16 protein-coding genes are annotated in these 18,754 nt (G+C 71.5%); 9 read left to right on the forward strand and 7 right to left on the reverse strand.

The window, feature by feature from the left end; genetic code table 11:
- Window positions 1-22: 22 nt before the first annotated feature.
- A complete protein-coding gene (locus ACF1G2_RS35540; protein ID WP_015033978.1) occupies window positions 23-286 on the reverse strand; it encodes a WhiB family transcriptional regulator in 264 nt (87 codons plus the stop codon).
- A 666-nt stretch (window positions 287-952) separates the two neighbouring features.
- Here ACF1G2_RS35540 and ACF1G2_RS35545 point away from each other — a divergent pair.
- The 3 genes from ACF1G2_RS35545 to ACF1G2_RS35555 are packed head-to-tail and all read left to right on the forward strand — an operon-like array spanning window position 953 to window position 3,931.
- Entirely contained in the window at window positions 953-1,480 is a 528-nt protein-coding gene (locus ACF1G2_RS35545) for a cysteine dioxygenase (protein WP_391802293.1), read from the forward strand.
- A gap of 28 nt (window positions 1,481-1,508) precedes the next feature.
- A complete protein-coding gene (cofD, locus tag ACF1G2_RS35550) occupies window positions 1,509-2,465 on the forward strand; it encodes a 2-phospho-L-lactate transferase (RefSeq protein WP_391802294.1) in 957 nt (318 codons plus the stop codon).
- The gene (locus ACF1G2_RS35555; protein WP_391802295.1) at window positions 2,462-3,931 is read left to right on the forward strand and encodes a coenzyme F420-0:L-glutamate ligase; all 1,470 of its coding nucleotides are present in this window, start codon (window positions 2,462-2,464) and stop codon (window positions 3,929-3,931) included. Before cofD ends, ACF1G2_RS35555 begins: the two co-directional genes overlap by 4 nt.
- Window positions 3,932-3,955: 24 nt before the next feature.
- Here the strand turns inward: ACF1G2_RS35555 and ACF1G2_RS35560 are convergent, their stop codons facing one another.
- The 3 genes from ACF1G2_RS35560 to ACF1G2_RS35570 all read right to left on the reverse strand — a co-directional run bounded on the left by ACF1G2_RS35560 (window position 3,956) and on the right by ACF1G2_RS35570 (window position 7,757).
- Window positions 3,956-4,963, reverse strand: a complete 1,008-nt coding sequence (locus tag ACF1G2_RS35560; protein WP_391802296.1) for a DNA-3-methyladenine glycosylase family protein — start codon at window positions 4,961-4,963, stop codon at window positions 3,956-3,958.
- A gap of 191 nt (window positions 4,964-5,154) precedes the next feature.
- Entirely contained in the window at window positions 5,155-6,237 is a 1,083-nt protein-coding gene (locus ACF1G2_RS35565) for a sugar phosphate nucleotidyltransferase (protein ID WP_391802297.1), read from the reverse strand.
- 113 nt (window positions 6,238-6,350) lie between these two features.
- Entirely contained in the window at window positions 6,351-7,757 is a 1,407-nt protein-coding gene (locus ACF1G2_RS35570; protein WP_391802298.1) for a peptidoglycan recognition protein, read from the reverse strand.
- Between the two features lie 137 nt (window positions 7,758-7,894).
- Here ACF1G2_RS35570 and ACF1G2_RS35575 point away from each other — a divergent pair, with 137 nt between their 5' ends.
- From ACF1G2_RS35575 to ACF1G2_RS35590, 4 genes are all read left to right on the forward strand, one after another.
- Window positions 7,895-8,647 carry a TIGR03089 family protein gene (locus tag ACF1G2_RS35575; protein WP_391802299.1) on the forward strand — a complete coding sequence of 251 codons (753 nt, stop codon included), beginning with the start codon at window positions 7,895-7,897 and terminating at the stop codon, window positions 8,645-8,647.
- 206 nt (window positions 8,648-8,853) lie between these two features.
- On the forward strand, window positions 8,854-9,993 hold the full coding sequence (locus ACF1G2_RS35580) for an LCP family protein (protein WP_391802300.1): 1,140 nt from the start codon (window positions 8,854-8,856) through the stop codon (window positions 9,991-9,993).
- Between the two features lie 246 nt (window positions 9,994-10,239).
- Window positions 10,240-11,997: an LCP family protein gene (locus ACF1G2_RS35585; protein WP_391802301.1), complete on the forward strand. Its 1,758-nt coding sequence runs from the start codon at window positions 10,240-10,242 to the stop codon at window positions 11,995-11,997.
- 49 nt (window positions 11,998-12,046) lie between these two features.
- The gene (locus ACF1G2_RS35590) at window positions 12,047-13,840 is read left to right on the forward strand and encodes an LCP family protein (RefSeq protein ID WP_391802302.1); all 1,794 of its coding nucleotides are present in this window, start codon (window positions 12,047-12,049) and stop codon (window positions 13,838-13,840) included.
- 83 nt (window positions 13,841-13,923) lie between these two features.
- Here ACF1G2_RS35590 and ACF1G2_RS35595 read toward each other — a convergent pair whose 3' ends face one another.
- Window positions 13,924-14,934 carry a glycosyltransferase family 2 protein gene (locus tag ACF1G2_RS35595; RefSeq protein ID WP_391802303.1) on the reverse strand — a complete coding sequence of 337 codons (1,011 nt, stop codon included), beginning with the start codon at window positions 14,932-14,934 and terminating at the stop codon, window positions 13,924-13,926.
- Between the two features lie 266 nt (window positions 14,935-15,200).
- Here ACF1G2_RS35595 and ACF1G2_RS35600 point away from each other — a divergent pair, with 266 nt between their 5' ends.
- Window positions 15,201-16,571 (forward strand): LCP family protein, encoded by a 1,371-nt coding sequence (locus tag ACF1G2_RS35600; protein WP_391802304.1) that lies wholly within the window; start codon window positions 15,201-15,203, stop codon window positions 16,569-16,571.
- Between the two features lie 49 nt (window positions 16,572-16,620).
- Here ACF1G2_RS35600 and ACF1G2_RS35605 read toward each other — a convergent pair whose 3' ends face one another.
- The gene (locus ACF1G2_RS35605) at window positions 16,621-17,178 is read right to left on the reverse strand and encodes an acyl-CoA thioesterase (RefSeq protein WP_391802305.1); all 558 of its coding nucleotides are present in this window, start codon (window positions 17,176-17,178) and stop codon (window positions 16,621-16,623) included.
- 119 nt (window positions 17,179-17,297) lie between these two features.
- Between ACF1G2_RS35605 and ACF1G2_RS35610 the strand changes: the two genes are divergently transcribed.
- On the forward strand, window positions 17,298-18,584 hold the full coding sequence (locus ACF1G2_RS35610; protein WP_391802306.1) for an LCP family protein: 1,287 nt from the start codon (window positions 17,298-17,300) through the stop codon (window positions 18,582-18,584).
- 77 nt (window positions 18,585-18,661) lie between these two features.
- Here ACF1G2_RS35610 and ACF1G2_RS35615 read toward each other — a convergent pair.
- On the reverse strand, window positions 18,662-18,754 hold a 93-nt coding region (locus tag ACF1G2_RS35615; protein WP_132919430.1), incomplete at its 5' end, for an acyl-CoA dehydrogenase family protein.

Here is an 18,754-nt window from a genome sequence, read left to right on the forward strand (position 1 = left end):
TGGTTCGGCGGGGGGACGCCGGTCAGACGGCCGCCTTCTTGAGGCGGCGGCGTTCGCGTTCCGACAGACCGCCCCAGATACCGAATCGTTCGTCGTTCTGCAGGGCGTACTCCAGGCATTCGGAGCGGACCTCGCAGGCGAGGCAGACCTTCTTGGCCTCGCGGGTCGAGCCGCCCTTCTCGGGGAAGAAGGACTCGGGATCGGTCTGGGCGCACAGTGCGCGCTCCTGCCAGCCGAGTTCCTCGTCCGCGTCCTCGACCAGCAGTTCCTGGAACAACTCGGTCATGTGCGCCCCTCGTCTGTTCTTCGCGTCCCCGTGATGTTGCCGTCCCCGCTGCCGGTCGAACGACACGAGTGAAATTACAAGTTTGTGCTCTGTGCGAGTCAAGCCGGAATCTGCTATTGGGCCCGGTATTCACTCTGCGGAACCAAGGCTATGCGGAAAGTGTTCAAATCACCAAAAACCTGACACATGCCACCGGCCTGACCGCACCGCTCCCTCTCGCAGAGAGAGACGCCCGAGGCGTGGATCTTGTTGCGACCTCACCACGGAAGCGATCCGGATCACAGTCTGATCACGGGACCCCAGCCGCGTTTACGGGCACGGATGTTGCGCCATGTGTCCAGCTCGGCGACTGAACAAACCTTTCTTCCGCCTCTGTAACCGGATGAGGTGAAACATTCCCGCCAAAGCGGGCATTGGGTTGACAGTCGGGTGGCCCTCCCTGCACCTTTGATGCCATGCCAGCGACCTCAGCGCCCTCCGCGACCCACGCCCGTGGGTACCGCCGCGCTGTCCAGGCGCGCTGTTGCTGTTGCTGTTCCAGCTGTTGATGCCCCAGAGCTCCAGCACCGTTCTCCCGCGTTCCCAGCGTTGCCCCGTGTAACCCCCTGAACGTTCTCGCGTGACCCCCGCCACGACTTCTGTTACCGCCGAGGAACCACCGCACCCATGAACAGCGACAGCGACCTCCAGATCGCCGGCGACATCCTCGAGGTCCAGCACCTCCTGCAGCCCGCCCGCGAGCACCCCGCCACCGTGGCCGAGTTCGTCGGCCTCGCCCGCTCCATCGCCGCCGACCGCGCGCAGTGGGCCCCGCACGTCGAGTACGACGCCACCACCCGCTGGTACCACCGGCTGCGCACCGGCCCCGGCTACGAGGTCTGGCTGCTCTCCTGGGTTCCCGGCCAGGGCAGCGGCCTCCACGACCACGGCCTGTCCTCCGGCGTACTGACCGTCCTGGAGGGCGAACTGACGGAGCGTACGGAACGGGGCGTACGGAAGCTCGGCGGGGGCGCGACGAGGGTCTTCGCGCCGGGGTACATCCACGAGGTCGTCAACGACTCCCTCGAGCCGGCGGTCAGCCTGCACGTCTACCACCCGGGCCTCACCGAGATGCCCATGCACGAGTCGCTGCAGGCCCAGTGCGCCCCGGCGGTCCCGACCGCCCCGGAGGGCCTGGCCCCGGCCGCCCCCTGAGCGGTGCAGGCCTGACACACTGATCCACATGCGCATTGTGGTTCTGGCCGGTGGCATCGGTGGTGCCCGCTTCCTTCGCGGCCTCAAGCAGGCGGCTCCGGACGCGGAGATCACGGTCGTCGGCAACACCGGTGACGACATCCATCTCTTCGGGCTGAAGGTCTGCCCGGACCTCGACACGGTGATGTACACCCTCGGCGGTGGCATCGACGAGGAGCAGGGCTGGGGCCGCGAGGACGAGTCCTTCACGGTGAAGGAGGAGCTCGCGGCGTACGGAGTGGGGCCCGAGTGGTTCGGTCTGGGTGACCGCGACTTCGCGACGCACATCGTCCGCACGCAGATGCTGGGCGCCGGTTATCCGCTCAGCGCGGTGACCGAGGCGCTGTGCGCGCGCTGGCAGCCGGGCGTACGGCTGCTGCCGATGTCCGACGACCGCGTCGAGACGCACGTCGCCATCGAGGTGGACGGCGAGTCCCGGGCGGTGCACTTCCAGGAGTACTGGGTGAAGCTGCGGGCGTCCGTGGACGCGCAGGCCGTGGTGGCCGTCGGCGCGGAGGCCGCGAAGCCCGCGCCGGGTGTCCTCGAGGCCATCGCCGAGGCGGACGTCATCCTCTTCCCGCCGTCGAACCCGGTCGTGTCGGTCGGCACGATCCTGGCCGTGCCGGGCATCCGTGAGGCGATCGCCGAGGCGGACGTCCCGGTGGTCGGCCTCTCCCCCATCGTCGGCGACGCGCCGGTGCGGGGCATGGCCGACAAGGTCCTCGCGGCGGTGGGCGTGGATTCCACGGCAGCGGCGGTGGCGCGGCACTACGGCTCGGGGCTGCTGGACGGCTGGCTGGTCGACACGGTCGACGCGGGCGTCGTCGCGGACGTCGAGTCGGCCGGGATCCGCTGCCGCGCGGTGCCGCTGATGATGACGGACCTGGACGCGACGGCGGCGATGGCGCGCGAGGCGCTGGCGCTGGCGGAGGAGGTCCGGGGATGACGGGTCCTGCGGACGGCTCGGCGGGGGTCGCGGCGCTGGACGTCACGACGCCGGCCTCGGTGACGGGCGGCTCCGTCGGCGGCGGCCTCGCGGAGCATCCCGGCCGGAACGACCTGGTGGCGGACGGCGACGGCACGGACGGCGTCGGTGTCGGCACGGACGGCTTCGGTGTCGGCGGCTTTCGGGTGTGGGCGCTCGACGGGCTGCCCGAGGTGCGGGACGGGGACGATCTCGCCAAGCTGATCGCCTCCGTCTCCCCCGGCCTCCAGGACGGGGACGTCCTGCTCGTCACCTCCAAGATCGTGAGCAAGGCCGAGGGGCGGGTGATCGCCGCCACCGACCGGGAGGAGGCGATCGACGCCGAGACGGTACGGGTGGTGGCCCGGCGCGGCGCCCTGCGGATCGTCGAGAACCGGCAGGGCCTTGTCATGGCCGCGGCCGGGGTCGACGCCTCCAACACCCCCGCCGGCACCGTCCTGTTGCTGCCCCTCGATCCGGACGCCTCGGCGCGCGCGATACGGCAGGGACTGCGCGACGCGCTCGGCGTCGACGTCGGTGTCGTCGTCACGGACACCTTCGGGCGACCCTGGCGCAGCGGTCTCACCGACGTGGCCATCGGCGCCGCCGGTGTCCGTGTGCTCGACGACCTGCGCGGCGGCACGGACGCGCACGGCAATCCTCTCAGCGCGACGGTCGTCGCCACCGCGGACGAACTGGCCGCCGCGGGAGACCTGGTGAAGGGCAAGGCGAAGGGCCTCCCGGTCGCCGTCGTCCGCGGGCTGCCGCACGTCGTGGACGGTTCCGCCGGCGAGGGCGCCCGGGCGCTGGTGCGCGGCGCCGCCGACGACATGTTCCGGCTCGGGACCTCCGAGGCGGTCCGGGAGGCGGTGACCCTGCGGCGTACCGTCCGGGAGTTCACCGACGAGCCCGTCGACCCGGGCGCGGTACGGCGTGCCGTCGCCGCCGCAGTCACGGCTCCGGCGCCGCACCACACCACGCCGTGGCGGTTCGTGCTCCTGGAGTCCGAGGCCTCGCGCACCGGGCTGCTGGACGCGATGCGTGACGCGTGGATCGCGGATCTGCGGCGGGACGGCAAGTCGGAGGAGTCCATCGCCAAGCGGGTGCGCCGCGGCGACGTGCTGCGGAACGCTCCGTACCTCGTCGTGCCGTGTCTCGTCATGGACGGCTCGCACCACTACGGCGACCCGCGGCGCGACGCCGCCGAGCGCGAGATGTTCGTGGTCGCGGCCGGTGCGGGTGTGCAGAACTTCCTGGTGGCTCTGGCGGGTGAGCGGCTCGGTTCGGCGTGGGTGTCCTCGACGATGTTCTGCCGCGAGGTCGTACGGGAGGTCCTCGGGCTCCCGGCGGACTGGGACCCGATGGGCGCGGTGGCGGTGGGTCACGCGGCGGCGCCGCCGAAGGACCGGCCGGCGCGGCAGGCGGGCCGGTTCATCGAGGTGCGGTAGCGCGTCCCGGCAACGGGATCCGCTTCAGAGCGCCGCGATGTTCCCCGGCGTCATCCGGGGTGCGCGGCGCGGGGGGACGCGGCCGCTGAGAAGGACGAGGCGGGCCGCGCGGTGGCGCTGGCCCGCGTACGGGGCGAGGAGTTCGAGCATCGCCGCGTCGTCGGCGGTCCGGTCGCCCGCGAGGGCGTACCCGACGATCGACGGCAGGTGGTAGTCGCCGACGGAGACCGCGTCCGGCGCGCCGTTGCTGCGCTGCACCGTCTCGGCAGAGGTCCAGGGGCCGATGCCGGGGATCAACTCCAGCCGCTGCTGCGCCTGTTCGGGCTCCATGGCCGCCGCCTCCTCCATGCGGCGGGCGACCTTGACGGCCCGCAGGATGGTGGCGGCGCGCTTGTTGTCGACGCCCGCGCGGTGCCACTCCCAGGACGGGATGAGCGACCAGGTGCGGGGGTCGGGCACCACATGGAGGCGGTGGCCCTCGGGGCCGGGGGCGGGCTCGCCGTACTTCCGTACGAGCAGCCGCCAGGCGCGGTACGCCTCGTCCGTGGTGACCTTCTGCTCCAGGATCGAGGGGATCAGCGACTCCATCACCAGGCCGGTGCGGCTCAGCCGGAGGCCGGGGCGGGCGCGGTGCGTGGCGGCGAGGAGCCGGTGGCGGGGGACGAAGGCGCCCGGGTCGTCCTCGGCGCCGAGCAGCCGCGGCAGCCCGTCGAGGAGCCACTGGGCGCCGGGCCCCCAGGCCTCGGCCTCCGCCGTGCCCTGCCGGAGGGCGACCCGGAGCGTGCCGGGGCCTTCCGGGGTGCGGGCGGTGCGCCAGACGGAGCCGTCGGGGGTCGTACGGAAGGTGGGGTCGCCCGGGCCGCGGCGGAGGGGCCCGAGGGTGAGGCCGAGGTCGGTCGGCGCGTCGGGGGTCCAGCGGCGGGTCGCGCCCTGGGCGACCGGGGCGGCCGGCCGGGCGGCGGGTACGGGGACGTGGCCGCCGCGCACGGTGGTGCGGGTGCTGGGGGTGCGGGGTGCGAAGCGGCCGGCCATGTCTATGAGCGTATCCGGGCCCCCGCCCGAGCGGCCCCGGGAAGGCGCCGCCCGCGGGCGAGGGACCGGCACCCGCCCCCGCGGCGACCCGCCCCGGGCGGTCACCCTCCGCCGGACGGAGGCCGGGAGAAGCCGGTCGCCCTCCGCCGGACGGAGGCCGGGAGAAGGGTGACCGGCCGGAGCAGTCGTCCCTACTGGTCCGAGGAGAAGCGGATCGCGCGGGCCGGGAGCGTGGTGTCGCACCAGATGCGGACGCCCTCGCGGAGTTCGTTGTCCGGGCCGACCTGGGCGCCGTCCCCGATGACCGCGCCTGTCAGGACCGTGCGTGCGCCGATGCGGGCGCCCGCGCCGATCAGGGAGTCGGTGATCACCGCGCCCGGTTCGACGATCGCGCCCGCGTGGAGGGTCGAACCCGAGATGCGGGCGCCTTCGCCGACGACGGCGTCCGCGCCGACGACCGTGCCGCCGGTGAGCTTGGCGTCCGGGGCCACCCGGGCCGTCGGGAGGACCAGACGGTCGCCGCACCGGCCCGGGACGGCCGGGGACGGGGCGCGGCCGAGGACCAGGTCCGCCGAGCCGCGCACGAAGGCCTGCGGGGTGCCGAGGTCGAGCCAGTACGTGGAGTCCACCAGGCCCTGGAGGTGCGCTCCCGTGGCGAGGAGCTCGGGGAAGGTCTCGCGCTCCACCGAGACGGGCCGCCCGGTCGGGATCGTGTCGATGACCGAGCGGCGGAAGACGTACGCCCCCGCGTTGATCTGGTCGGTGACGATCTCCTCGGGCGTCTGCGGCTTCTCCAGGAACGCGGTGACGCGCCCGGTCGGGTCCGTCGGGACCAGCCCGAACGCCCTCGGGTCGTCGACCCGGGTCAGGTGCAGCGAGACGTCCGCGCCCGAGGAGTCGTGGGTGGCGACCAGGGCCTGGATGTCCAGGCCCGTCAGGATGTCGCCGTTGAAGACGAGGACCGGGTCGTCCGGGCCGGAGTGCAGGCGCGAGGCGACGTTGCGGATCGCGCCGCCCGTGCCGAGCGGCTCCTCCTCGGTGACGTACTCCAGGCTGAGCCCCAGCGACGAGCCGTCCCCGAAGTACGGCTCGAAGACCTCGGCCAGGTACGAGGTGGCGAGCACCACGTGCTCGACACCCGCGGCCCTGGCCCGTGCCAGCTGGTGCGTCAGGAACGGCACACCGGCCGCGGGGACCATCGGCTTGGGGGTGTTCACCGTCAGCGGGCGTAGTCGTGTGCCCTTGCCACCGACCAGGAGGATCGCTTCTGTCACCTGTCGTCTCTGCTTCCTGTCCGGGGCCGGTCTCATCGCCCGTCACGTCGTTCGTCGCTCGTCCGGGCGATATGACCGGTCAGTTTATGCAGATGGTCGGACCGGCGATCGCATCACCGCCCCTGGTACTTCGCGGACGCGGTGCGTGCGGTGCCGAGCTTGCCGTAGAGGCGGGCTCCGGGGCAGGCCGTGGCGTAGCCGTCACGGTGTCCCGCAATGGAGTTGAATGTGACCTTCTTGCCCTTTTTGTACTTCCCGCCGGCGGAGACGAGCGTCGTCTTCCCCCTCGGATTCACCCCGTGCAGCCCAAGCTTCCACGCCGTCAGCTTCGCGACGGCGGTGACGACGGCAGCCGGCGGAGTCGTCGACCCGAAGGTGCCGAGGACGGCGATGCCCATGCTGTTGGTGTTGAAACCGAGCGTGTGGGCGCCGTGCACCGGCTTGGCCACGCCCCCGGCGCGGCCTTCGTAGATGTTTCCGCACTTGTCGACGGCGAAGTTGTAGCCGAAGTCACGCCAGCCGCTGCTCTGGGTGTGGTAGCGGTAGATACTGCGGAGGACGGAGGGCGCCTGCTTGCAGGTGTAGTTGTTGCCGGTCGCGCTGTGATGGACGAAGGCGGCCTTGACCGCCTTGGTGTAGACGAAGCCCTTCTCGCGCAGCCGCTCGTCGGCGCCCCAGCCCTTGCGGGTGATGATCCTCGGGCGGGGGCCGATGTACGGCTTCGCCGCGGCGGCCGCCGGGATCACCGCCGTACCGACCGAGGCGAGCTGGGCGTTCACGGAGGCGGCGGCCGCCTCCTCGACGGTCGGCGCGCGGTGTACCGCACGCGCTCCGTGCGCCAGCCCGGCGCGGGGCTCGGGCCCCTGGGCGGCGGCGGGCTCCGGTCCCGGGTCGACCAGCTCGATACGGAGGCCCTCCGGAAGCGCTTCGGCCACCGCCGCGGCGATGTCGTCCTGGCGGTCCGGACGTACGCGGACCTCGACGCCGTCGGAGTCGCCGACCCAGAGCGGTGCGGTGGCCCCGCGGAGCGCGCCGGACGCGGCCTCCGAGGTGCCGGGGTCGGCCCCGTGGTCGTCGTTGTGGATCTCGACGTCCTGCCACGCGGACCACCGCGCGTTCCCGGTCGCCCTGGTGCGGACCTGGACCGTGCCGTGGAGGTGGGCCCGGGCGTCGTCCCAGACGACACCCACGAGCGAGAAGGGTCTGACGTCCCGTCGGGCCAGACCCTGTGCCCCGTCGGCGGCACCGCCGACGGCACGGCGGCCGTCACCGAGGGGGGCCAGCGGCAGGGACTGGGTGGAACCGGCGACGTCGGTCTCCTGCGGGACGGCGTCCGGCGCCGCTTCCCGGGCGGAGGGGTCCGCGGCGGGGTCCGCGGCTGGATCCGCGGCGGGTGGCGCCGCCGTCGGCGCGGCGGCCGCACCGAGTGGCAGCGCCCCCGCGGGGGTCGCGAGGGTGAACGGAAGGGCGAGCGCCGTCGCGCACGTGACGGCGATGGAGGTGGCGAGGTAGGCACGCATAGGGCGATCCTCTGTACGCCCCGTGGGTTCCGCTCGGCGGAATCCGGCACGGAAACTGACGGCCCGTCGCTCCGACCGGAGGACGGCGTCACCGGTACGGGGGGTCCCCTCACCCCTCCCGGCGTACCCTTGCCCGCGTGAACGCCAGCGACCGCACCCCCGCCGACCTGCTGCGATCCGCGCTCGCCGCGGACCCCGCCCGCCCCTTGGTCACCTTCTACGACGACGCCACCGGTGAGCGCGTCGAATTGTCCGTGGCCACCTTCGCCAATTGGGTGGCCAAGACGGCCAATCTCCTCCAGGGAGAGCTGTCCGCCTCCCCCGGCGACCGGCTCGCGCTGCTCTTGCCCGCGCACTGGCAGACCGCGGTCTGGCTGCTCGCCTGCTCCTCCGTGGGTGTGACCGCGGAATTCGGCGGGGACCCGGCCGAGGCCGACTACGTGGTCGCGGGGCCGGACACGCTCGACGCGGGCCTGGCCTGCTCGGGAGACCGGATCGCGCTCTCGCTGGCCCCGCTGGGCCGCCGCTTCCCCGCCGCGCCCGCCGGGTACGCGGACTACGCGGTCGAGGTGCCGAGCCAGGGTGACCGGTTCGCCCCGTTCGTCCCGGTGGACGCCGACGCCCCGGCCCTCCTGGTCGGCGGTACGGAACTGACGGGCGCCCAGCTCGTCGAGCGGGCGCGCGCGGACGCGGCGGCGCTCGGCCTCGCCCCGGGGGCGCGGCTCCTCTCCGGGCGCCCGTACGACACCTGGGACGGACTCTCCGCCGGGCTGTACGCACCCCTGGCGGCCGGCGGGTCCGTCGTCCTGTGCCGGAACCTGGACCTGCTGGCGCCCGAGGGGCTCGAGAAGCGGGTCGAGAGCGAGCGCGTCACGACGACCGCCGGCTGACGGCGGGCCGCCGCGGGACAACCCGCCGACGTTCCACCCGTATGGCGCACCGACTCGCCGAGTCCTCGGGTCCGCGCCTCAACTCCGGTACATGATCGGCGGGTACGCACCCCCTCCCGCACAACCAGGCGCCTGGTTCGGCCGTCTCACTCTTCGAACGGCGGCCCCCGGGCGCGCCGCCGACGCCGCGAAGGATGGACTCAGACGTGACGGACAGTCCCGGCACGCCCGCCGAACCGGAGGCCCCGCGCAAGCGCCACTGGCTGCGCTGGACGGCTCTCGGGGTCTCGGTCGTCGTCCTCGCCGCCGCGGGAGTCGGCTGGTGGCTCTACCGCAAGCTCGACGGCAACATCACCACCGACACCGACGCCGCCGCGGAGCTGCTCCGATACGAGAAGGAGCGCCCCGCCGCGGGCGCGCTGGGGGCGCAGAACATCCTGCTCATCGGCTCCGACACCCGGTCCGGCGCGGGCAACACCAAGTACGGCAAGGACAAGGGCACCCAGCGCTCGGACACCACGATCCTGCTGCACATCTCGGCGGGCCGGTCGAGCGCGACGGCCGTCTCCATCCCGCGCGACCTGATGGTGACCATGCCCAGTTGCCGCACTCCGGACGGAACGCGCACAGGGGAACAATTCGCCCAGTTCAACTCGGCCTTCGAGATCGGCGGCACGGCCTGCACGATCCGTACCGTCGAGCGGCTGACAGCGATCCGCATCGACCACCACATGGTGATCGACTTCCGGGGCTTCAAGAAGATGGTCGACGCCGTGGACGGCGTCGAGATCTGCCTGCGGGAGGCGGTCGACGACAAGGCCGCCAAGCTGAGGCTGAAGGCCGGGCGCCAGACGCTCAACGGCGAGCAGGCGCTGGGCTTCGTACGGGCCCGCAAGTCGCTCGGCAACGGCAGCGACACGGAACGCATGGACCGCCAGCAGCAGTTCCTGGGCGCCCTGGTCAGCAAGGTGCAGAGCAACGGCGTCCTTCTGAATCCGACCCGGCTGTACCCGGTCCTCGACGCGGCGACGAAGTCGATCACGACCGACCCGGGACTCGACTCGCTGCGGGACCTGTACGACCTGGCGCGCTCGATGCGTTCGGTGCCCACGGAGAAGGTGCAGTTCCTCACGGTGCCGCGTCGGCCGTACTCGTACGACGCGAACCGGGACGAACTCGTACAACCTGCTGCGAGTCAGCTCTTCAGGCGACTGCGCGAGGACAAGCCCGTCACCGTGACACCGGGCACGGAGAGCGACAGGGGACGGGGCGCCGCGAAGGCCCCGAATCCCACGCCGGCACCGACTTTCTCGGGACGTAACGCGGCGGACGGAGCGTGTGCCTAGGGGTGGGTGAGTAAAGGAGCGCCCAAGGAGTTGGGGGGCAAGAGGGCGGCAGAAGGGGTTTGGGCAAAATGCCCAGTTGTAAGGGGCGTGGAATTTGTCACGGACGTCGCCCCACGCTGAACTGGGCGGATAGTGTGACGCGATCCGGTGCTTCCGACCTCGTGGTCGCGCACTCAACGGATCGAACGACCGAGCGCCGACCGGGGGAGGCGCCTCGCGTGGCACCGACGGAGGATTCAAGTAACCGTGGACGCGCACAGCCGTGGACAGGCGGATGAGATCGACCCCGCCGACCAGTGGGTCCTCAACCCGCGAACGGGCAACTACGAACTGCGACTGAACCACTCCGCTGGGCAGTCGGCACCGCAGTCCCGCCCCCGCGGCGCGACCACTCCGGGCCCGAGATCCGCGGAGGGCTCCCGCTCCGCCGAGGCCTCCCGCACCGACCGGCGTTCCCGTACGACCGGCGCGCCGACCGAGGCACCCGTCCCCGGCCAGCGCCGTCGCCGTGCCCCCGAAGGCCCCGGCGGGCAGCAGCCGCAGCCGGGCCGCCGCAAGCGCAAGCCCGCGAAGTCCCGCAAGAAGAAGGTCCTGCTGTGGACCGGCGGGACGATGGCGCTCGTGCTCGTGGCCGGCGGCGTGGGCGCGTACGCGTACTACGAGCACCTCAACGGGAACATCAACAAGGTCGACGTGGTCGGCGCCGAGAGCACCGGGTTCAAGAAGGACCAGGCCGTCAACATCCTGCTCATCGGCACGGACAAGCGGACCGGTGACGGCAACGAGGGCTACGGCGACAAGAACAGCCCCGGCCACGCCGACACCACGATCCTCTTCCACGTCTCCAAGGACCGGACGAACGCCACGGCGATGTCCATCCCGCGCGACCTGAAGACCGAGATCCCCGAGTGCCAGACGAAGATGCCCGACGGCACCATCAAGACCATCCCGGGCCAGGCCGACGAGCGGTTCAACGTCAGCCTCGGCCAGTCCGACCGTGACCCCGGCTGCACCATGCGCACGGTCAAGAAGCTCACCGGGCTGACCGTCGACCACTTCATGATGGCCGACTTCAACGCCGTCAAGGAGCTGACCACGGCCGTCGGCGGTGTGAAGGTCTGTCTGGTCAAGCCGGTCAAGGACAAGGACTCCAAGCTCAACCTGCCGGCGGGCGAGTCGACGATCCAGGGCGAGCAGGCCCTCGCCTTCGTCCGTACGCGCCACAGCTTCGGCAACGAGAGCGACCTGGACCGGATCAAGGTCCAGCAGCAGTTCCTCAGCTCGATGATCCGGCAGATGAAGTCGGACGAGACCCTGACGAGTCCGGGCAAGCTGCTCGACCTCGCCGAGGCGGCCACCAACGCGCTGACCGTGGACTCCGGCATAGGAAGCATCGGGAAGCTCAAGTCCCTCGGCGAGGAACTGGCCAAGATCGACGCGAAGAACATCACGTTCACGACGCTCCCGGTCATCGACAACCCGGCCGAGAAGATCAAGGCCACGGTCGTGCCCGACCCGGTCAAGGCGCCGCAGCTCTTCTCGAACATGAAGTCCGACATCTCCCTCACCGAGGTGAAGAAGAAGCAGGAGGACGCCAAGAACGCCCAGGCCGCCCTGTTGAAGGGCGAGCGGTCCACCGCGCGCGAGGTGCGCGTCGACGTCTACAACGGCAGCGGCATCCAGGGCGCCGCCCAGTCGACGATCAACTGGCTGCAGGTCGAGCAGGGCGTCACACGGTCCACGAACAAGAGCAACGCCCCCGAGAAGGCGGCGAAGACCACGCTCGAGTACGCACCGAACCAGGCCGATCAGGCCCGCAAGCTGGCGGACCTGATGGGTCTGCCCGCCACGGCTCTCAAGCCGGGCACGCAGGACGCCGAGGAGCTCGCACCCATGACGCTCGTCCTCGGCTCCGACTTCAAGGGGGCGGGGGTGCCCATCACCGGTCCGGCAAAGGCGCCGGAAGGTGCGCAGACGGCAGACAAGAAGGTGTGCGCACAGTGACCCGGAAACACCGGGCTGTGGCGCACTCCTGAGACGAGGGGGACCAGGGGTGGGACAGAACAGCGTGCGTGGGGAGGGGACGCGGGGACGCGTCCCGCACGCCCGTGATTTGGGCTGGGACGAGACGCTCTACGAGGACGAGGCCGAGGGGAGTTCGCGCGGCGGAGCCGGGACCGAAGGGTCCAGGCGTCGCGGGACCAGGGGCGGCACGTCCACGAAGGGCGAATCGGCCGGCGGCGAAAGGGCCGCCGAGGACACGGCCGACGGCGCCGCGAGCGGCGGTGGAGGCGGCGAGGGCCGCGCGAACCACCGTCGCAAGGGGCCGCGCCGACGCGCCAGGAAGACTGGTAAACGCAAGGTGCTGCGCTGGGTCGCCGCGACCCTGTCGCTGCTGATACTCGGCACGGCTGCCGCCGGATACCTGTACTACCAGCACCTCAACGACAACATCCGCGGTGGCAGCCGCGCCGGCGGCGACAGCGGTGTGAAGAAGACCGCGCCGAACGCGCTCGGCGACACCCCGCTCAACATCCTGCTGATCGGCTCCGACAGCCGCGCCGACGCCAAGAACGTGGCGCTCGGCGGCGGGAAGAACGAGCGGGACCGCAAGCCGCTCGCCGATGTGCAGATGCTGCTCCACATCTCGGCGGACCGCAAGAACGCCAACATCATCTCCATCCCGCGCGACACGATCGTCAAGATCCCGGAGTGCAAGGACAAGGAGGGCACGACCTTTCCGGCGACCACCACCAGCCCCATCAACGAGACGCTGCAGCGCGGCGGTCCGGGCTGCACCCTCACCACGTGGGAGAGCCTCACCGGGGTCTACGTCGACCACTGGATGATGGTCGACTTCGCGGGCGTGGTCGCGATGGCGGACGAGGTCGGCGGCGTACCGGTCTGTGTGAAGACGGGCGTGCACGACAAGTCGACCCGTCTCCAGAAGGGCGGTTCCGGCCTGAAGCTGAAGGCGGGGACCACCGAGATCAAGGGTGAGCAGGCCCTCCAGTGGCTGCGCACCCGGCACGCGTTCGGCAGCGACCAGAACCGCGCCAAGGCCCAGCACATGTACATGAACGGCATGATGGAGAAGCTCCAGAGCCAGAACGCCTGGACCGACACCGGACGCCTCATGGGGCTGGCCGAGACCGCCACGCGAGCGCTCCAGGTCTCGGACGAGATCCGCTCGGTGTCGAAGCTCTTCGACCTGTCGATGCAGCTCAAGAACGTGAAGCTGGACCGCCTCACGACGGCGACCGTCCCCACGGCCGAGTGGTCGCAGGACAGGAACAAGCTCGTCATGGTCGAGAGCGCCGCAGACAAGATGTGGTCGATGCTCCGCGACGACGTGGCCTTCGACAAGAACGGAGACCCGGCCGGCGCCAAGCCGTCCGCCTCCGCGAAGCCGAAGGGGCCGGCCGCGGCCGCCCCCGCGACGCTCGACGTCACGGTCGTCAACGGCACGAGCGGGGACGGCCAGCCGCCGACGGAGGGCCGGGCGGGCACGCTGGCCCAGGCCCTGCAGGACAAGGGCTTCACCCAGGCGGAGTCCTCGAAGGCCGCCGAGGCCCGCAAGGACACCGTGGTCACGTACCCGAAGGCGGACGGCGACCAGGGCAAGGCGGACGCGCTCTCCGTCGCCAAGGCGCTCGGTCTGCCCGACTCGGCCGTCCGCGCGGACGCCAAGGCGGAGAACATCACGCTGGTCGTGGGCGCGGACTGGCGCCAGGGCGCCACCTACGAGAAGCCGAAGAGCGAGGCGGGCGACCTGCCGGACGGCGCGGACGACAAGGTGGAGTGCATGGACGTCTACAGCGTCTACAAGTGGGACGGCAAGAGCTGACGCTCCCGCGCACACGGCGTACGAAGACGGCGACGGCCGGGCCCCTCGGGGGCCCGGCCGTCGCCGTGTGCGTGGCGGGAGCGTCAGACCTTCGCGGCCGGCACCGACGGGCGGCGGCTCGCGATGACCTTCTTCGCCAGGGCGCGCGGGCTCGTCAGGAAGCCGTAGCCCCAGGACATGTGCATCGTCGCGAGGGCGACCGGGATCTGGAGCCGGGCCTTCAGCGGAAGGCCCTTGCCCGCCGGGAGCGAGCCCGCGGTGATCGCGGCCAGGTAGCCGGCCGGGACCAGGAAGCCGAGCGGGGTGAGGGCCGCGCCCACCACCACGCCGGCCGCGATCGCGCAGACGGCGGTCGGCGGGGCGAGGTAGCGCAGGTTGATGGAGCCCTGGTGGTAGCGGGCCACGACATGGCGCCAACGGCCGTAGTCCTTGTACTGCTTGGCCAGCGCGCGCACGTTCGGCCGCGGGCGGTACTGGACGCGCAGCTCGGGCGAGAACCAGATCAGGCCGCCCGCCTCGCGGATCCGGAAGTTCAGCTCCCAGTCCTGGGCGCGGATGAACTCGACGTTGTAGCCGTCCTGCTGCTCCAGCGCCTCGCGCCGGAAGACACCCAGGTAGACGGTCTCCGCCGGGCCCGCCTCTCCTCCGGTGTGGAAGGCCGCGTTGCCGACGCCGATCTTCGAGGTCATCGCGGCGGCGACCGCGTGCTCCCAGTCGTTCTCGCCCTCGGCGTGCATGATGCCGCCGACGTTCTGCGCGCCCGTCTCCTCCAGGAGGCGGACGGCCGTCGCGATGTAGTCGGGCGACAGCATGCCGTGCCCGTCGACCCGCACCACGATCGGGTGGCGGGACGCCTTGATCGCCGCGTTGAGGGCGGCGGGCGTACGGCCCGTGGGGTTGGGCACGGTGTGGACCCGCGGGTCTTCTCGTACGAGTTCGGCGGCGATCTCGTCGGTGCGGTCCGTGGACGGGCCGAGCGCGATCACCACCTCCATCTCGCCGTCGTACTCCTGCTCGAGGATGTGACGGACCGAGTTGCGCAGGTGCCGTTCCTCGTTGAGGACCGGCATGATCACGGAGACGGGGGGCTGCATGGAATCCTCGGGGTTCCGGGGGTCGCCCCCGGGAGACAGCAGAATCGTCGGCCACGTTACCGCGAATGGGGGACACGAAGCGCGTCACGCGGACCGCCGCACCCTTGCGCTGATCGTATGGGCCTACGGTGCTCACGGTCCCCTTGTCCCACCCGCGGAGGTGTCCCCCGGTGCCCACACCGCCCCGCGCGCCTCGCCGCCGCCCGGCCGCCCGTCCCGTACCGGCGGCCCGCCGGGTCAGACGGCCCGCGCGACCACGGTGGGGCATGCGGATGGCGACGACCCTGTCCGTGCTCGTCCTCGGAGCCGGCGGAATCGGGCACGCGCTGGTCACCGGCCTGGACACCGGGATCGACCGGGTCGACCCGTTCAAGGACATGAAGAACCGCCCCCAGGGCGGGCACGGGATGAACCTGCTGCTCGTGGGCACGGACGGGCGCGACAGCCTCACCAAGCAGCAGCGCAAGGCCTATCGGCTGGGCGGGGCGCCCTGTCACTGCACCGACACCGTGATGCTCGTGCACATCAGCGAGGACCGGGAGCGGGCGAGCGTGGTGAGCCTGCCGCGTGACTCGTACGCCGAGATGCCCGCGCACGTCGACGCGACCACGGGGAGGCGGCACGAGGCGCACCCGGTGAAGCTGAACGCCGCGTACGCCGAGGGCGGGCCGGGGCTCACGGTCCGGACCGTCGAGAACATGACGGGCGTCAAGATCGACCACTATCTGGAGGTCGACTTCACCAGCTTCATGAAGACGGTCGACGCGGTCGGCGGGGTCGACATCTGCACGGTCCGGCCGATGAAGGACAAGTACACCGGGCTCGACCTGGCGGCCGGGCCGCACCATCTGAACGGCGGGCAGGCGCTGCAGTACGTGCGCGCGCGCCATGTCGACGGGGCGGCGGACATCGGCCGGATGGAACGCCAGCAGCGGTTCCTCGCGGCGCTGATCGACCGGGTGACGAGCGGCGGGGTGCTGCTGAACCCGGTCCGCTTCCGGGAGGTCTCCACGACGATGCTCCGCTCGGTCCGGGCGGACCGGGGGTTCGGTACGGATCAGCTGCTGAGCCTGGCCAAGGCGATGCGGGGCTTCGACCCGGCGTCGTCGGAGTTCGTCTCCGTACCGCTCGGGGACGTGAGCTTCCCGGTGAAGGGGATCGGCTCGACCGTGAAGTGGGACGCGCCCAAGGCGCAGCGGCTCTTCCAGGCCCTGCGCGAGGACCGCCCGCTCGCTCCGCCGAGGACGGCGGAGGCGAAGGCGGGGGGAACGGTCGTCGACGTGGCGCCGAAGACGATCCGGGTGCAGGTCTACAACGGGACGCGAAGGGACGGCCTGGGCCGCAGGGTGGACGACGCCCTGCACGCCACGGGCTTCGACACGACGCGGGCGCCGCGCACCGGGGAGGGCCCGGAGGTGCGGCGGACGGTGGTGGAGTACGACCCGCGCTGGGACCGCTCGGCGAAGTCCCTGGCGGCGGCGCTGCCGGGGGCGGAGCTGCGGCCGGTGAAGGGACGGGGGCGCACCCTGCGGGTGGTGGCCGGTCTCGACTACAAGAGCGTCAAGCCGGTACGGGCGGAGGAGAAGGCCACCGGCACCTTCGAGGCGGTCACGGGCGACCGGGTGGTCTGCCCGTAGGGGCGGACCGGGTGGTCTGCCCGTAGGGCCCCGGGCGCGGCCGGCGGCGTCAGTCCTCGTAGCCCTCGGCCGCGCGGCGTTCGCGGAGGTCCATGATCGCGCGGCGGCGGGCCAGGCGGTGGGTGCGGCGGATCTGGGCCTCCTGGTAGCGGCGCTTGTCCTTCTCCGTCTCCGGGAGGACGGGCGGCACGCGGCGCGGCTTGCCGTCGGCGTCGACCGCGGCGAAGACCAGGTAGGCGGAGGCGACCTGCTGGGCGGGGGTGGACTCGTTCCAGCGCTCCGCCATGACCCGCACGCCGACCTCCATGGAGGACCGGCCGGTCCAGTTGACCTGCGCCTTCACATGCAGCAGGTCACCGACGCGTACCGGCTCCAGGAACGCCATCTCGTCCATGGACGCGGTCACGGCCGGCCCGCCCGAGTGGCGGCCCGCGACGGCGCCCGCCGCGTCGTCCACCAGCTTCATGATCACGCCGCCGTGCACCGTACCGAGCAGGTTGGTGTCGTGGCTGGTCATGATGTGGCTGAGAGTGGTGCGGGACGCGGAGGTGGGCTTACCCGGAATTTCGGTCTCCGGGCGGTCCGTGAGCTGGGCCTGATCTGTCATGCCCTCCACCTTATGCCGGGTCCCGACCTGGTCCCCTTTGCATCAGCTTGGCAACAGCGCCGCCCCGATTCCCCACCCGCCCTGTCGGCCCCCGGGAGGCGGCCTGCACACTGGTCCGCATGAATGACTGGCCCGATGACAGCGGATACGGCCGTGGCGGCGCGAACTCGCAGCCCGAGGGCGCTCGCCGGATGCGCCATGTACAGCGCCCGCAGGTGCCCCAGCAGCCGCAGTACGACCCGCGGTACGACCAGGGACAGGGCCAGGGGTACAACCCGAACTTCACCCAGCAGCAGGCCACCGGGTACGACAGCGGCTACAACACCGGCGAGGTCTACGGCGGCGGCCGCCAGGGCGGAGGCCACGGCACCGTACCGCCGCAGCACGACCCCCGGTACGCGCCCCAGCCGGCCGGCCGCCCGGCCCCGGACTGGCGCCGCCGCATCAAGATCGGCTCCATCGTCCTGGTCGTCGCGCTGCTCGGCTGGAGCGTCGGCACCTACGCCTGGGCCAGCTCCCGGATGCGCAACGAGGTCGACCTCTCCAAGGTCATCGAGCGGCCGGCCGCGGGCGACTGCACGACCTACCTGATCGTCGGCTCCGACAGCCGTGAGGGCATGTCGGCCGAGGAGAAGAAGAAGCTGCACACCGGCTCCGCCGAGGGCAAGCGGACCGACTCGATGATGATCCTCGCGGCCTGCTCCAGCGGGAACACGATGATCTCGCTCCCGCGTGACTCCTGGGTCACCATCCCGTCCTTCGTCGGCTCGGAGTCCGGCAAGAAGTACGGGGCGCGCGGCGGCTCCAAGCTCAACGCGGCGTACGCGATGGACGGCCCGGAGCTCCTGGTCCGCACGGTCGAGTTCAACACCGGGCTGCGCATCGACCACTACGCGGAGATCGGCTTCGCCGGCTTCGCGAACATCGTGGACGCGCTCGGCGGTGTCGACATGAACATCGAGAAGGGCTTCAAGGACAAGAAGTCCGGCGCGGACTTCCAGGCGGGCGAGCAGACGCTCAACGGCGAGCAGGCCCTCGCCTTCGTCCGTACCCGGTACGCGTTCGCCGAGTCGGACCTGGCGCGGACGAAGAACCAGCAGAAGTTCCTCTCCGCCCTGGCGAACCAGGCGGCGACGCCGGGCACGATCCTCAACCCGTTCAAGCTGTACCCGACGCTGGGCGCCGGTCTGGACACGCTGATCGTGGACAAGGACATGTCGCTCTACGACCTCGGCCAGATGTTCTTCGCGATGAAGGGCATCAGCGGTGGCGACGGGAAGTCGATGAACATCCCGATCTCGGGCAGCGCGCCCCAGGGCTCGCTGAAGTGGGACATGCCGAAGGTGAAGCAGCTGGTCTCGCAGATCCAGAACGACGAGACGGTCACGGTCACGTCGAACCGCTGATCCGAGCAGCAGCCGTCGCCGTAACGATGTGAGAAGGGCGCCCCTCCGGAGGACGGAGGGGCGCCCTTTCTCCTTGACTACGGGAGGTTGCGGGCCATGACGATGCGCTGGACCTGGTTGGTGCCTTCGTAGATCTGGGTGATCTTGGCGTCGCGCATCATGCGCTCGAC

Origin of the sequence: Streptomyces sp. NPDC013457 (assembly GCF_043089925.1) — a bacterium.
Taxonomy (GTDB): Bacteria; Actinomycetota; Actinomycetes; order Streptomycetales; family Streptomycetaceae; genus Streptomyces.

What these genes read in the sequence shown, in the direction of transcription:
- ACF1G2_RS35600 (WP_391802304.1), top strand. Translation starts at nt 15,201, where the DNA reads ATGCGGATGGCGACGACCCTGTCCGTGCTCGTCCTCGGAGCCGGCGGA.
- ACF1G2_RS35545 (WP_391802293.1), top strand. Translation starts at nt 953, where the DNA reads ATGAACAGCGACAGCGACCTCCAGATCGCCGGCGACATCCTCGAGGTC.
- ACF1G2_RS35595 (WP_391802303.1), bottom strand. Translation starts at nt 14,934, where the DNA reads ATGCAGCCCCCCGTCTCCGTGATCATGCCGGTCCTCAACGAGGAACGG.
- ACF1G2_RS35610 (WP_391802306.1), top strand. Translation starts at nt 17,298, where the DNA reads ATGAATGACTGGCCCGATGACAGCGGATACGGCCGTGGCGGCGCGAAC.
- ACF1G2_RS35555 (WP_391802295.1), top strand. Translation starts at nt 2,462, where the DNA reads ATGACGGGTCCTGCGGACGGCTCGGCGGGGGTCGCGGCGCTGGACGTC.
- ACF1G2_RS35540 (WP_015033978.1), bottom strand. Translation starts at nt 286, where the DNA reads ATGACCGAGTTGTTCCAGGAACTGCTGGTCGAGGACGCGGACGAGGAA.
- ACF1G2_RS35560 (WP_391802296.1), bottom strand. Translation starts at nt 4,963, where the DNA reads ATGGCCGGCCGCTTCGCACCCCGCACCCCCAGCACCCGCACCACCGTG.
- ACF1G2_RS35570 (WP_391802298.1), bottom strand. Translation starts at nt 7,757, where the DNA reads ATGCGTGCCTACCTCGCCACCTCCATCGCCGTCACGTGCGCGACGGCG.
- ACF1G2_RS35605 (WP_391802305.1), bottom strand. Translation starts at nt 17,178, where the DNA reads ATGACAGATCAGGCCCAGCTCACGGACCGCCCGGAGACCGAAATTCCG.
- cofD (WP_391802294.1), top strand. Translation starts at nt 1,509, where the DNA reads ATGCGCATTGTGGTTCTGGCCGGTGGCATCGGTGGTGCCCGCTTCCTT.